This is a genomic window from Chitinophaga caeni (assembly GCF_002557795.1).
GTDB classification, from domain to species: Bacteria; Bacteroidota; Bacteroidia; order Chitinophagales; family Chitinophagaceae; genus Chitinophaga; species Chitinophaga caeni.
The window spans coordinates 1,571,114-1,584,760 of the sequence record NZ_CP023777.1; the positions used below are offsets into that span (position 1 = coordinate 1,571,114).

Consider the following 13,647-nt stretch of genomic DNA (forward strand, 5'->3'; position numbering starts at 1 on the left):
TAACAAATTTAGAAAAGCCTGGTTTGTTTAACCGCTTTCATATTCCGCTTTTTATCTTTCTTTGAATAGCGTTGCGTGCCGGGACAACCGGCTTTTTCGGAAGCACAGGCTTGGAATAGAAATGCTAGCAGCAACAAGAATAACCCTGTTCTTTTCATAGGTAAGGTAGGTTTGATAATACAATATAATGATTATTATATATATTATTTCATTATTGTCCGGCTTAAATTGCTTTAAATTTACTTGAATTCCTTACCTGGTCAAGGTTATAAGCGAATGATGATCTATTCAGCCCTGCCAAGAGAACCGTGGAACTTCGCTCTTTTAATAGCGAACGGTAGCTGGGCGATACAGTAGTACAAAAGCTGGATCGCGCGATCAAATTGGCGGCCGTGATGGCCAATTTGTGCCCTTTTTTGGTAATTTTTTGGGCAAGCAAAAAAGTACAAGAAACGAGCAGGTGAACATTGAATCGAACTATTGAGGGATCAAATTGCTCCCCGGTTAAAATTTAGTCGGACAATAATGATATAATTTAATTAATTTGTTGCTGCTACGGTCTTGCTTGATTATTCTTCCGGCTGATCTTTGAACCAACTTGAGTACATGAGATAATTATTAGCAATACGATCAATTTCACCATGGATTAATTCTTGGCTGATGCTTTTGACTTTTTTGGCAGGCACGCCAGCATAGATCGACCCGGCTTCTACTACCGTATTTTCCAACACGACGGCCCCGGCTGCAATGATAGAATTACTGCCGATAACAGCATTATCCATCACGATGGCGCCCATACCGATCAGTACGTTATCTGCTACAGTGCAGCCATGTACGATCGCGTTATGACCAATTGAGACATTGTTCCCGATTACGGTTCTTGTTTTTTCATAAGTACAGTGGATAACGGCTCCGTCCTGGATATTTACCTTGTTACCCATCACGATGCTATTTACATCCCCTCTTACTACGGCATTGAACCAGATACTACAGTCGTTACCCATATTAACATCGCCCACGATAGTAGCATTGGGCGCGATAAAACAATTGCTTCCCATCTTTGGAAATACTCCCTTAACCGGTAAAATAACAGGCATAATCTTTATGTTTTTTAGCGAATGATTTCTATTTCATCTTATGGATGAACAACAAAGATAAGAATTAAGAACTTCGCTAACTTCGCGTAAGAAATTCGGAATTTTATGAATAACAGGCAGCTTTTTTTACAACATGTGGCCCAAACTTCAGATGCTCCCTTGGCCCTGGAGATGAAGGAGGCCAAAGGCATGTATATCTACGGAGTTGACGGGAAGGAATACCTGGATATGATAGCAGGTATTAGTGTTTGTAACGTGGGGCATTGCCATCCTGATGTTGTAAAGGCCATACAGGGGCAAGCGGCTAGTTATATGCACCTGATCGTTTACGGCGAATTTATCCAGTCACCGCAAGTAGCTTATGCTACCTATCTGAGCAATTTATTGCCGAACCCGTTGAACTGCGTATATTTTACCAACTCCGGCAGCGAAGCAACGGAAGGCGCTATGAAATTGGCAAAGAGATATACCGGGCGCCACGAGATCATCGCATTTAAAAATAGTTACCACGGCTCAACGCAAGGTTCGTTAAGCATCATGGGAGATGAATATTGGAGAAATGCTTACCGGCCATTGTTACCGGGGATTCATCACCTGGATTATAATGCTTTTGAAGCGCTCGAAGCTATTAACCATAAAACTGCGTGCGTGATAGCTGAAAGTGTGCAGGCTGAGGCCGGTGTAAAAGCTCCTTCTAAAGATTGGATGCAGGCTTTACGGAAGCGCTGCGATGAAACGGGTACCTTATTGATATTAGATGAAATACAATGCGGCTTCGGGAGAAATGGAACTTTATGGGCATTTGAGCAATACGGTATCGTACCGGATGTATTATTGCTTGGAAAGGCTTTAGGTGCGGGAATGCCGATGGGCGCTTTTATCGCGGATAAAGAAATCATGTGGAGCTTAACCAATCAGCCGGTACTAGGGCATATCACGACATTTGGCGGGCACCCGGTGGCATGTGCCGCAGGTTTGGCCGGGGCAAAAGCATTAATTGAAGGAAAATATATTGATGCTGTAAATAGTAAGAAAGAATTGCTTTTAAAGCATTTGAAACATCCTGCCATTAAAGATATCCGGGCTGTCGGTTTAATGGTAGCAGTGGAATTTGAAAGTTTTAACTTGAATAAAAAAGTGATCGATCAATGCATTGCCGACGGACTAATTACGGACTGGTTTCTCTTTGCAGCAAATTGCTTGAGGCTCGTTCCGCCATTAATAATTAGCGAAGATGAGATCATGAAAGCTTGCAGCATTATAACAAAGGCTATAGATAAGGTATTAACCCCGTAGGGAAATAATTTATTCAATATATAATTGCGCGGATCCGCTGTCAATGAAATAAAAAATCCCCCGTAATTTTTACGGGGGATTGAATTGATGATATGTTAAATTTCGCTATGCTTACTATTGTTGACCCGCTTCATTTTTCATCTCCGCTTTCATTTTTTCGTTGGCAAAGATGGAAAATTCCACGCGGCGGTTTTTTGCCCTGTTAGCATCGGAATCATTTGGGTACTTAGGTTGCGTTTCACCGTACCAGTATGTTTGAACCCTATTGGATGCTACCCCGTGAGAAGTTAAATAATTGGCTACAGATTTAGCACGGCGTTCAGATAAACCATAGTTATAAGAATCCGAACCAGTATCATCCGTATGCCCTTCCACGCGTACATATGTGTCGGGGTATTTGCTCAAGATATCAGACAGCTTATCAATATTTTCTTTTGCCGTAGCGCTCAGGTCAGATTTATCAAATCCGAAAAGTACCCCGGAGTCGAATGTCACATTGATACCTTCACCAACACGTTCAACTTGTGCGTTGGGAACTTCGTTTTCAATCTCTTGTGCTTGCTTATCCATTTTCTTACCGATCAGTACACCAGCCGTACCACCAACCGCGGCACCTATAATGGCGCCCAGGGCAGTATTCCCGGCTGCTTTACCAATTACGGCACCAGCAGCAGCACCACCACCTACACCTATCGCTCCGCCTTTTTTCGTATTATCCATTGATTGCCAAGTACTGCAACTACTTAAAAAAATAGTACCCGCTAAAGCAATCGCTACTGTTGCATTCATTCGTTTCATCTTAGAGAATTTAAATTGGAAGATTTTACAATATCAAGTTTATGCATGCATTTCTCTTGCAACTATCTAAACAAATAACTTGCCAATAAACATTTTTTATTGCATATTAATAATTATCAATACTTTATAAATGATGTTCATTCACTTTATATGGTGGGTAATGGAAATTATTTCCCGAAGAACCCGCCGAGCAAATCACCTAATCCCCCGCCACCTTGTTGCGACTGCTGTTGTTGTGCGCCTTTGCTCAACATGCTTGTAAGATCTTGCAAATCTACATCACCATCTCCATCGCGATCTAAGCCCAATTTATCCAGCATACCGGATAAATTGCTATTGCCGCCACCGGTCAGGGAAGATAAGATGCCCGGTAATGAGAAGCTATTATCAGAAGGATCGTTCGTTTTATTTACAAGTCCGCCCATAACACTCGGTATGATACTACCGGCAATGGAAGAAGCCATTTCAGGGCTGATATTGAACTTTTGCATGATATTGCTGATGAAGTTACCGGAAATGTTATTTACCAGGGGATTACTGGTATCGGTTCCGGTTTGACCTTTTAAGAGGCCCAGTACATCCTGCGTCTGGCCGTTAGCCAAAGCGGTTTGCAAACCATTGGAGATCGATTGGCTCGCTTCATTGATCATTGCATCATTTTGATCATTAGGCACAGCGGGATTGGAAACGATGGCTTCGCCAGCGTAATTTTTAACAAGTTGAACTAGTTGATCTAGCATTGTAAAGATTTTTGAGGAAGTAAATAATAGAATTTACCGGGGTAAATTTATACGTATCGGAATAAAATATTATGCCAAAGATGGCTTTTTTAAATGATTTACATCAATTTAACTTACTCTATTTCAATTATGAGGACCGTCTACAGGCTCGTAGCTTACCTTACCTCCCGGATGCAACCTTAATACAAACACATTTCCTCCCGGCATTGTTCTAAAAATTACTTTACTGGAATAAGGGATGGCTTTTTCATGCGTAGGAAGCCAAGTTTTCAGTTCCTTATCTACCACGATAAATAAGCCCGTAGGGTCTCCCATGGCATTAAATAGCAGGTCGTCGCCATCGTATTTATCAAGGCCCAAGGCTTTCAAATGATCGCAGGTAAGGGGTACATCGGCAACGGGGAGTCCTATTTCGCTAATTTCCATCATATAATCCGGTGTGAATTTCGCATTGGCCGGTAATTCGAGAAATATTTCACCGCGGGCTATATATTCTACGATGTTCCCCGCCGGATCGTGGAAATACATTGCTTTAGCATCCCAATTATCAAACGGGACGATAAGTTCATCATTATATGGCAGCAGCTTTACCCTTTCCTTCAGCCATTCAAAGGCTTGGTTGAATAATGCGAACGGGATATTGAAAGCAAAATGATGGTAAGCCGCTTCGTTAGAAGATTTAAATACTAGCTGGCTGTTACCGATTTGTATGATGGCAGATTGCTGGCCCGGGGCAACCGTTACCGGGAAGCCTAAAACTTCCCGGTAAAAATTTACCAGCCCCGGTAAGCGATGGGTATGTAAGTGAACAGATATGATCTCCATGACATACTTTTTTAGTTTATCGCTGTAGTGCTACTACTTGCCGAAGCTACCAAATATATTAAGCGTTTTCGCCTTGTTTCAGTTTTTCGGCATTCTCGGCAAATTGCAATGCATCGATCATTTCCCCGATTTCCCCTTCCATGAAGGCATCCAGGTTATAGATTGTCATACCGATGCGGTGATCGGTTACACGCCCTTGCGGGTAGTTATAGGTACGGATCTTGGCAGAACGGTCACCGGTAGATACCAGGCTCTTCCTTTGGGAAGCGATCGCATCTTCATGTTTACGAACGGCTGCTTCATAAATACGGGTACGAAGCATCTTCATCGCGATATCGCGGTTCGAGTGCTGGCTACGGCCTTCTTGGCATTCTACGACCACCCCCGTCGGGATGTGAGTCAAACGTACAGCCGATTCCGTTTTATTTACGTGCTGTCCACCCGCTCCGGATGAACGGAAGGTATCCATTTTAATGTCGGCTTCACGGATTTCAACATCCACATCTTCAGCTTCAGGTAAAACGGCCACGGTGGCCGCGGAAGTATGCACCCTACCCGAGGCTTCCGTTGCAGGCACCCTTTGTACGCGGTGCACGCCGGATTCAAATTTTAAGGTGCCGTATACATCATCCCCTGTAATTTCGACGACAACCTCTTTGTAACCGCCTACTGAACCGGGATTTTCATTCATGATACTTGTTTTCCATCCTTTCAATTCAAAATAGCGCAGGTACATCCTTAACAAATTTCCTGCAAAAAGGCTCGCTTCATCTCCCCCGGTCCCGGCACGGATTTCCAAGATGGCATTTTTTTCATCTTGCGGATCTTTGGGGATCAATAAGTTACGAATATTGGCAGCAAGGGCTTCTTTTTTCTCTGCCAAGGCTTCCGTTTCTTCCTTGGCCAGTTCGCGCATTTCATCATCGCCACTTTCCAAAACCTCCTTATTGAAAGCAATATCTTCCAATATTTTTTTATACTCTTCGTATGCCTTTACGATCTTTTCCAGTTGGCGGTATTCCTTGCTCAGTTTACCGAACTGTTTATTATCACTTACCACTTCAGGGTTGGTAAGTGCTAGCGCTACCTGGTCATAACGACCTTTTATGGCCTCTAGTTTGTCTATCATAATTATCTTTGATACCTGTTTTGCCCATCATATAAAAAATATAGATGGGTTTGGGCTGCAAAATTAACACCAATTCACGGAAATTATACATGTATCGTATTATATGAAGATTTTAGGCGAAGATATTTTTGATGGAACTAGGTTTCTGGGTGATAACCAGGTACTTATAACAGACTCCGAAGGAGTTGTAAAGGCGCTTGTACCATTATCAGAAGCAGGGGAAGATGTTTTTAAGGTCAATGGCATCCTATGCCCGGGTTTTGTAAATACCCATTGTCATTTGGAATTATCCCATATGGAGGGCCTGGTTCCTAAAGGTACCGGCTTACCGAAGTTTTTGCAAACGGTTATGGAGCAGCGGCAGTTTGACCTGGATACAATTATGTCAGCAATGCGGCGGGCAGAACAATCTATGGCTAAGGCCGGTATCGTAGCCGTGGGCGATATTTCTAATAATCCTGTTTCCGTCGACGTCAAGAAAAACTCCCGGCTATATTTTCACACCTTCGTTGAATCTATGGGATTCGTGGATGCTTCTGCGCAAGCAAGGTATGATTATGCTAGCGGGGTGGTTAAGGATTTCAGCGAGGCAGGCTTGCCGGTATCCATGGCGCCCCATGCCCCTTATTCTGTATCTGCAACGCTTTTTCAGTTAATCGCGAACCGTTCCGAGCGCCTGTTAACGATTCACAACCAGGAGTCGCAAGCTGAGAATGACCTTTACCTGGATAAATCCGGCGCTTTCTTAGACTTTTACCAGCATTTTAATATCCCGATAGATTCATTCGTTGCCAGTGGAAAGCGGAGCTTAGAAAGTTATTTGCGTTATTTTGAGCATAAAAATTTGTTATTAGTCCATAATACTTTTACATCCGGGGAAGACGTACTATTTGCCCGGCAATCGTTATTGAACTTGTATTGGTGCCTCTGTATAAATGCTAATCTTTATATAGAAAGCGCTTTACCCCCCGTTGAACTGTTGAGGAAAAATAATTGTACTATCACTTTAGGAACAGATAGCCTGGCCTCGAACGACCAGCTCTCGATCTGGGCAGAAATATTGAACTTGCGCAAGCATTTCCCAGCTATACCATTAGCCGAAATATTACAATGGGCAACGATTAATGGAGCCAAGGCATTGGGAATCGAGCAACAATTCGGTAGTTTCGAAGTGGGGAAACGCCCCGGTGTTATTTCCATTTCGGAACATATTCAAAGGATTATTTAATTTATTCAGCAGCTATTTATGCCTACATTCTTTGATCAAACTTTTTTCGGCAATACCGTTCGGGATTACACGGCATTAGCCATAGCGATAGGCTTGGTGGTTTTGGTAAAACGTTATTTGTCTAAGGCTATTGTTGCCGTATGTTTTAACCTCATAAAGCATTGGGTTCCCAGGATTGAACGGAAGCATTTCATCGACCTGTTCATGCGGCCCTTGGAGTACTTCCTGGTGTTGGTTACATTTATCATTGCCACAAATCATTTGAAATTCCCTGCCCAACTGGATTTTACGGTATATAAAAAGGTAAATACCGTAGTTGTAGGCGGAGCTTCTAAAGATATCGTTACCGTCGTATCACTTCATACTATCTTGGATACGCTGATCGCTATCGTGTTGACTTTCAGTGTTACCTGGATATTATTACGCTTGATAGATTTTATCGCGATGGTATTACGCACGAAGGGAGAACTTACCCGCGATAAAACCGATATGCAATTCGTGATTTTCTTCCGGGATTTTTTTAAGGCCATCTTTATCGTAATCGGTTTTATAGTGGTTATCAGGATATTATTTGGGGATGGATTGGTCGAAAAATTAGTTGCGGGGCTAGGTATCGGTGCTGCGGCAATGGCTTTGGCAGCGAAGGAATCCATTGAAAACCTGATTGGATCATTCATCATATTTTTTGATAAGCCCTTTCATGTCGGGGATACGGTAAAAGTAGATAGCTTTCAGGGTACGGTGGAGAAAATAGGGTTGAGAAGCACGAGAATACGCACTTTGGATAAAACTTTCGTGACGGTTCCTAATAAAAAAATGGTAGACAGTGTCTTGGATAACCTTTCTTTACGCACACAATTCCGCGCCAATATCCGCTTGGAAATAGCCCAGGCGGCGCAACCGGGGAACCTGAAACCATTTTTACAAGACCTGCAACAATATTTATCAGGAAAGGATGGAGTAGAGCAGAACTATACGGTTAATTTCAATGATTTTGATAAAGACGGTTATATCATCCAGGTCGTTTATTTCACTAATAACCTTAATGCGGGCGATTATAACCAGTTAAGGGAAGATGTAAATATGGAAATAAGTCGCCTGATGGATCAATATCAATTACAATTAGCTGCGAAGGCTTCTGCTGGTTAGTTGAGGAACTTATGATTAATATAAAAAAGGCTTCCCGGAAATAAAACTGGGAAGCCTTTTTAAGTATATGCTAAGAGGTAAAGATATTTATTCGTCCCCTTTCTCTTTTTTTATCGCTTTAAGCATCATGGCAGCCAAGTCGCCTTCCATGGATTGGTGAATATCACCATTGATACGACCTACTTCTTTTTCGCCTTTTAACAAGATGAAGGTTGGCAGTTTTTTAATTTTGTAGGATTGTACCTTATCATCGCCGGTTTGCATTTTATTATCAGCAGCATAGATGCTGATATTTTCTTCGGGGTAGCTGGCCATGATCATGGTTTTGTAGAAAGCCGGTAATAAAGCTTTACTTTTTTCATCCTCTAAGCCGGTAACGACCAATATTTTAAATTTATCGTTATTTGTTTTGATATAATTGACCATGGTAGCATTCGGTTGGTATTTATTGACTCCCGCATAAAACCAGGCGTGGTTGGCATCGTTGATGATAGTCTTAGTATCAATTTTACCTTTCATTGCACCGTTTTGTGCGAAGGCAAAAGTGGAAAGCAGCAAGCATCCGCCTAAGAGAATTGATTTAATCCACATAAGTTAAATATTTATAATTGTTCCTTTAATTCCGTTAAAAATGAGCGTACTTTCTGTAAGGCTTGTACCATTTCAAAGTTACGCGCGGCAATTTTTTTATCTTCTTTTAATTTTTGCTTAGCGCCTTCGATCGTATATTTTCTTTCCCTGAGGAGGTGATAGATCAGTTTGAGATGTTGAATGTCATCTTGCCTGAATAACCTGTCGCCCTTCCGGTTTTTCTTAGGTTGTAAAACATCGAATTCATTTTCCCAATACCGGATCAATGAGCTATTGACACGGAACATTGATGCAACTTCAGAGATAGAATAATATTGTTTATCGAGCTGCATCCTTTCAATTTCCTGGATCACATGCGGATCATCCGCCAGCTCTTTCAATGATTTCCGGCCTCTTTTTTTGCCTTTATGGGGTTCAATTACCGTGATTGTCGTATTCACGTTAGTTTCCTGCTTATCCAAATCCACGTTCATTCCAATTTCTTGCTTCGCCACTCCATCTTCCGGTTTTTTACCCTGTTTAGCAGGTTCATTTGCAGAAAACAAATCAAGTTGCTGATGCGTCATGGCACAAAAGTTAATTCGTGAAACAAGTTGAATACCGTTCCTAAAACACCACTTCTTCCTGCAATTTACTGTTATAAACTGATAGATGGGTGGATTTATTCTGCTGTAAATCAACTTTTAAACGAATCCCTGCCATTTTTCATGATGGTAAGGTCCCGCGATATTTACTCCGGGCATTACACCAAGAATCGTTCCATTAATCGAGAGATTGGTTATTGGAGCGGGCTATTTTTAACATCTTATCAAACTGTTCCGGTGTAAGATCGTTAAAGAAGAAGTAGACGGGATCAACTTTTTCCCCGTTTTTGATCACTTCGTAGTGACAGTGCGGCCCTGTAGATTTACCGGTGCTGCCCACCCAGCCAATCACATCCCCGCGTTTCACGCGTTGACCGGCCCTGACTTTCATTCTTACCATGTGGCCGTAAAGCGTTTTATAACCATATCCATGGTTGATGACAACATGGTTGCCATATCCAACATTACTCATGCTGGCCAACTCAACTTTACCATCCCCGGTAGCGTATATAGGTGTTCCCGTTGGTGCCGCAAAATCAAGGCCACTATGGAATTTAACAGTTTTATATATGGGGTCGATGCGGTATGAGAAACCGGATGCTATCCGCCTAAGATCGCGGTTAGAAACAGGTTGGATAGCAGGTATAGAAGCCAACATTTTTTGTTTATTCTTAACCAAGTCGTCGATCTCTTCATAAGAATTTTCCTGGGTCTTAATCCGGTTCCTAACTTCATGCAATGTTTTGGCAATGGAAGCTATCAGTTCGCCGCTAGGCAATGTTTCGAGCAAATCCAGCTCTTCACCTTCCAAGGGTTTACCGGCGCGGGTACTATCTACGATGGGGCTGGCTTCGAAGATGACGCGGTAAATTTCATTGTCACGGTGTTGTAGTTCGGCCAAATCTTGCTTCACATCATTGAGGCGGCCCCGTAGAGCGGTATACTGCTCTTTCATCTGTTCTACTTCACGTCGGAGATTTTTTTCATTGGGGGAATCCAGGAAACGGTAAGCCACGGATAAGAATATGATCCCGGTAACAATTGCCGCCGAGAGGAAACCGAGAATACGCAATAATTTCACGCGGAGCGAGACTACTAGTTTTTCATATTTAAGAGTTTGCGTATTATAGAAATATTTTACCTTCTTCATTGCCCCAAAGGATGTTCTTGTGCCTTTTCGTACTCCGAAACGCGTTTGATAGTTAGTTTATTATAGTTATAATTGGCATTTATCCCGACAAATCCCTCTTTATTACGTCGTATTTTGAATAATGTGACAGCTTTCAATATTTTTGCAGCGCCTAACTCCGGGTAAGAGGTCCCCCATTTTTGTAAATGGAGCGCACAAACCTAATGGAATTAGCCTAAAAGATCAACCTTTTATTTATCAAATTCCAAATTTGTAATTTGCATTATCCACAAATACTTGATCAATACTAGGTAGAATACAATTATAATATAAAATTTAGATATTAATAGCTACTAATATTTTATGACAGCATCCGAGATAAGGAAACAGTTTTTGGAATTCTTCCAATCTAAAGGTCACCAGGTTGTGCCTTCCGCACCGATCGTCCTGAAAAATGATCCCACTTTGTTGTTTACCAACGCGGGGATGAACCAATTCAAGGATTATTTCCTGGGCAACAAGGTACCGCAATATAAAAGGGTCACAGATACTCAAAAATGTTTGCGTGTAAGCGGTAAACATAATGATCTTGAAGAAGTTGGTATCGATACATACCACCATACCATGTTCGAAATGCTCGGCAACTGGAGCTTCGGGGATTATTTCAAGAAGGAAGCCATCGCCTGGTCTTGGGAGCTGTTGACCGAAGTTTACAAAATACCTGGGGATCGCCTTTACGTGACTATTTTCGAAGGAGATGCTGCTGAAAAATTGGATAAAGATCAAGAGGCTTTCGATTATTGGAAGCAACATATAGATGAGAAGCGCATCCTGATGGGCAATAAGAAGGATAACTTCTGGGAAATGGGAGAAACAGGTCCCTGCGGTCCTTGCTCGGAAATTCATGTGGATTGCCGCACCGATGCAGAACGTGCCGCTGTTGATGGAGCCAGCTTGGTGAATAAAGATCACCCGCAAGTCATAGAAATCTGGAATAACGTATTCATGCAATTTAACCGCATGAAAGATAAAAGCCTGCAACCACTTCCCGCGAAACATGTAGATACAGGTATGGGGCTCGAACGCCTGGTACGCGTACTACAAGGAAAGCAGTCGAACTACGATACGGATCTGTTCCAAACCTTGATCAAGGCAGCAGAGAAGTATTGTCATAAAAAATATGGACAAGCCGAGAAAACAGATATCGCGTTCCGCGTAATTGCCGACCATATCCGCGCGATCTGTTTTACCATCGCTGATGGGCAATTGCCTTCAAATACCGGTGCCGGCTACGTTGTAAGGAGGATTTTACGTAGGGCGGTAAGATATTATTTCTCTTTCCTGGATGTAAAAGAACCCCTGTTACATGAATTGGTGCCCGTGTTGGCCAAGCAATTCGAAGAGGTATTCCCCGAATTATTTGAACAGGCAGACTTTGTGAAAAAAGTAGTCTATGAAGAAGAAAACAGCTTCTTAAGAACCTTGGAAAGCGGTATCCGCAGGATGGAAGAGGTAATGGCTAATACGACCGATAAAATAATTGAAGGAAGAACCGCTTTTGAACTTTACGATACTTTCGGTTTCCCGTATGATTTGACGACGCTCATCGCCACGGAGAATGGTTTGAAGGTTGATGAATTAGGCTTTGAAGCGGCATTGAAAGAACAAAAGGACCGCTCGCGTGCCGCCACGGAATTGGATATGGGCGATTGGCAAGTACTACAAGATGCGGGTTCTAGTTTTATCGGCTACGAACAACTGACCAGCCCTGCCCAAGTTACCAAGTACCGCACCATCAAAGCAAAAGGTAAGGAGCAGTACCAAGTGGTACTTAACCATACCCCATTTTATGCTGAAAGTGGTGGGCAGGTTGGCGATACCGGCGTATTACATTTTGAAGGAGAAGATATTTACGTAACGGATACCAAGAAAGAAAATGACCTGATCGTTCATTTTGTAAATAAATTACCCCAAGCTATTGAAGGGGAACTGATCGCTGAAGTGGATGCCGGGAAGCGTAAAAGCACGGCAATGCATCACTCCGCGACACATCTGTTGCATGCCGCACTCAGGCAGGTTTTGGGTACGCATGTTGCTCAAAAAGGTTCGTTGGTACATGCTGAAGGACTCCGGTTCGACTTTTCACATTTCGCGAAAGTAACAGATGAAGAATTGGCGCAAATTGAGGCCATTGTAAATGAAAAGATACGCGAAAACATACCGGTAGTCATTACTGAAATGCCGAAGGATGAAGCGCTGAAATTGGGAGCTATGGCACTTTTTGGCGAAAAATACGGGGATTTCGTTAGGGTAGTCGTAATGGATCATAACTACTCCGTTGAATTATGCGGCGGTACGCATGTTGGACATACCGGCGAACTCGGCATGTTTAAATTTACCGGGGAAAGCGCCGTGGCGGCAGGTGTAAGAAGGGTAGAGGCAGTAACGGGAGAAGTGGCCGAACATTATATCAACAGCCAACTACAACACGTAAAAGACGTAAAGATTTTGCTTAAAAATCCGAAAGACCTGGTGAAAACCGTTGAACAATTGGTAGCCGACAAAGCAAAATTGGAGAAAGAGCTTGCTGTATTGGAACAGCAACAATTGCAACAGGTTGCTGCCAGCCTCGTCAATAAAGCAATACCTGTAAACGGGGTGAACTTCCTAGGGGCAAATATTGATGTAAACAGCGGGGATGCTTTAAAGCAAGTAGCTTTTTCATTAAAACCTTTGTTGGAAAATTACCTGGTTGTTTTAACGGCAACGGTAGGGAATAAGGCACAAGTTGCCATATTGATAGATGAAAAGGTTTCTGAATCCAAGCAATTAGAAGCAAACAAAATTATCAAGGAACACATCAGTAGCCTGATTAAAGGTGGTGGTGGTGGACAGAAAACCCTCGCAACCGCGGGAGGACAAGATAGCAGCCAACTGGATGCCGTGATCGAAAAGGTAAAATCATTGTTGTAAAAAATTCTGTTTAATAAATTAGAAAAGGTCGATCTCAAGTGAAGTGGGATCGACCTTTTTAATATGATAAAACGTACCGGTTAAATTGTTTATTAGAATTCATTATTG

The 13,647-nt window shown here is 42.4% G+C and carries 13 protein-coding genes; 4 read left to right on the plus strand and 9 right to left on the minus strand.

Going from position 1 to position 13,647, the window contains the following annotated elements; all coding sequences use genetic code 11:
• Nucleotides 1-8 precede the first annotated feature (8 nt).
• Nucleotides 9-158, minus strand: coding sequence for a hypothetical protein (locus tag COR50_RS22265; RefSeq protein WP_157760660.1), 150 nt, complete (start codon nucleotides 156-158; stop codon nucleotides 9-11).
• Nucleotides 159-569: 411 nt separating this feature from the next.
• A complete protein-coding gene (locus COR50_RS06610; RefSeq protein WP_098193264.1) occupies nucleotides 570-1,097 on the minus strand; it encodes a gamma carbonic anhydrase family protein in 528 nt (175 codons plus the stop codon).
• 105 nt (nucleotides 1,098-1,202) lie between these two features.
• On the opposite strand from COR50_RS06610, the gene COR50_RS06615 reads away from it, so the two are divergent.
• A complete protein-coding gene (locus tag COR50_RS06615; protein WP_098193265.1) occupies nucleotides 1,203-2,393 on the plus strand; it encodes an aspartate aminotransferase family protein in 1,191 nt (396 codons plus the stop codon).
• A 114-nt stretch (nucleotides 2,394-2,507) separates the two neighbouring features.
• Here the strand turns inward: COR50_RS06615 and COR50_RS06620 are convergent, their stop codons facing one another.
• The 4 genes from COR50_RS06620 to prfA all read right to left on the minus strand — a co-directional run bounded on the left by COR50_RS06620 (nucleotide 2,508) and on the right by prfA (nucleotide 5,885).
• Nucleotides 2,508-3,191 (minus strand): OmpA family protein, encoded by a 684-nt coding sequence (locus tag COR50_RS06620; RefSeq protein WP_098193266.1) that lies wholly within the window; start codon nucleotides 3,189-3,191, stop codon nucleotides 2,508-2,510.
• Between the two features lie 167 nt (nucleotides 3,192-3,358).
• Nucleotides 3,359-3,931, minus strand: a complete 573-nt coding sequence (locus tag COR50_RS06625) for a DUF937 domain-containing protein (RefSeq protein ID WP_098193267.1) — start codon at nucleotides 3,929-3,931, stop codon at nucleotides 3,359-3,361.
• A 123-nt stretch (nucleotides 3,932-4,054) separates the two neighbouring features.
• A complete protein-coding gene (locus COR50_RS06630) occupies nucleotides 4,055-4,756 on the minus strand; it encodes a VOC family protein (protein WP_098193268.1) in 702 nt (233 codons plus the stop codon).
• Nucleotides 4,757-4,814: 58 nt separating this feature from the next.
• Nucleotides 4,815-5,885, minus strand: a complete 1,071-nt coding sequence (gene prfA, locus COR50_RS06635; RefSeq protein WP_098193269.1) for a peptide chain release factor 1 — start codon at nucleotides 5,883-5,885, stop codon at nucleotides 4,815-4,817.
• 103 nt (nucleotides 5,886-5,988) lie between these two features.
• On the opposite strand from prfA, the gene COR50_RS06640 reads away from it, so the two are divergent.
• Nucleotides 5,989-7,113 carry an amidohydrolase family protein gene (locus tag COR50_RS06640; protein WP_098193270.1) on the plus strand — a complete coding sequence of 375 codons (1,125 nt, stop codon included), beginning with the start codon at nucleotides 5,989-5,991 and terminating at the stop codon, nucleotides 7,111-7,113.
• Between the two features lie 18 nt (nucleotides 7,114-7,131).
• Entirely contained in the window at nucleotides 7,132-8,262 is a 1,131-nt protein-coding gene (locus tag COR50_RS06645) for a mechanosensitive ion channel family protein (RefSeq protein ID WP_098193271.1), read from the plus strand.
• A gap of 87 nt (nucleotides 8,263-8,349) precedes the next feature.
• Here COR50_RS06645 and COR50_RS06650 read toward each other — a convergent pair whose 3' ends face one another.
• The 3 genes from COR50_RS06650 to COR50_RS06660 form a co-directional block, all read right to left on the minus strand.
• Nucleotides 8,350-8,853: a thioredoxin domain-containing protein gene (locus COR50_RS06650; protein ID WP_098193272.1), complete on the minus strand. Its 504-nt coding sequence runs from the start codon at nucleotides 8,851-8,853 to the stop codon at nucleotides 8,350-8,352.
• 11 nt (nucleotides 8,854-8,864) lie between these two features.
• The gene (locus COR50_RS22560; protein WP_232516291.1) at nucleotides 8,865-9,419 is read right to left on the minus strand and encodes a MerR family transcriptional regulator; all 555 of its coding nucleotides are present in this window, start codon (nucleotides 9,417-9,419) and stop codon (nucleotides 8,865-8,867) included.
• Nucleotides 9,420-9,615: 196 nt separating this feature from the next.
• Nucleotides 9,616-10,587 (minus strand): M23 family metallopeptidase, encoded by a 972-nt coding sequence (locus tag COR50_RS06660; protein ID WP_098193273.1) that lies wholly within the window; start codon nucleotides 10,585-10,587, stop codon nucleotides 9,616-9,618.
• A 342-nt stretch (nucleotides 10,588-10,929) separates the two neighbouring features.
• Between COR50_RS06660 and alaS the strand changes: the two genes are divergently transcribed.
• The gene (gene alaS, locus COR50_RS06665; protein ID WP_098193274.1) at nucleotides 10,930-13,539 is read left to right on the plus strand and encodes an alanine--tRNA ligase; all 2,610 of its coding nucleotides are present in this window, start codon (nucleotides 10,930-10,932) and stop codon (nucleotides 13,537-13,539) included.
• The last annotated feature ends 108 nt before the right edge of the window (nucleotides 13,540-13,647 follow it).

Bases quoted from the DNA above. Each gene is read 5' to 3' on its own strand.
- COR50_RS06620 (WP_098193266.1), bottom strand. From the start codon at position 3,191: ATGAAACGAATGAATGCAACAGTAGCGATTGCTTTAGCGGGTACTATT.
- COR50_RS06630 (WP_098193268.1), bottom strand. From the start codon at position 4,756: ATGGAGATCATATCTGTTCACTTACATACCCATCGCTTACCGGGGCTG.
- COR50_RS06660 (WP_098193273.1), bottom strand. From the start codon at position 10,587: ATGAAGAAGGTAAAATATTTCTATAATACGCAAACTCTTAAATATGAA.
- COR50_RS06625 (WP_098193267.1), bottom strand. From the start codon at position 3,931: ATGCTAGATCAACTAGTTCAACTTGTTAAAAATTACGCTGGCGAAGCC.
- COR50_RS22265 (WP_157760660.1), bottom strand. From the start codon at position 158: ATGAAAAGAACAGGGTTATTCTTGTTGCTGCTAGCATTTCTATTCCAA.
- COR50_RS06640 (WP_098193270.1), top strand. From the start codon at position 5,989: ATGAAGATTTTAGGCGAAGATATTTTTGATGGAACTAGGTTTCTGGGT.
- COR50_RS06645 (WP_098193271.1), top strand. From the start codon at position 7,132: ATGCCTACATTCTTTGATCAAACTTTTTTCGGCAATACCGTTCGGGAT.
- COR50_RS06615 (WP_098193265.1), top strand. From the start codon at position 1,203: ATGAATAACAGGCAGCTTTTTTTACAACATGTGGCCCAAACTTCAGAT.
- prfA (WP_098193269.1), bottom strand. From the start codon at position 5,885: ATGATAGACAAACTAGAGGCCATAAAAGGTCGTTATGACCAGGTAGCG.
- COR50_RS22560 (WP_232516291.1), bottom strand. From the start codon at position 9,419: ATGACGCATCAGCAACTTGATTTGTTTTCTGCAAATGAACCTGCTAAA.
- COR50_RS06650 (WP_098193272.1), bottom strand. From the start codon at position 8,853: ATGTGGATTAAATCAATTCTCTTAGGCGGATGCTTGCTGCTTTCCACT.
- COR50_RS06610 (WP_098193264.1), bottom strand. From the start codon at position 1,097: ATGCCTGTTATTTTACCGGTTAAGGGAGTATTTCCAAAGATGGGAAGC.
- alaS (WP_098193274.1), top strand. From the start codon at position 10,930: ATGACAGCATCCGAGATAAGGAAACAGTTTTTGGAATTCTTCCAATCT.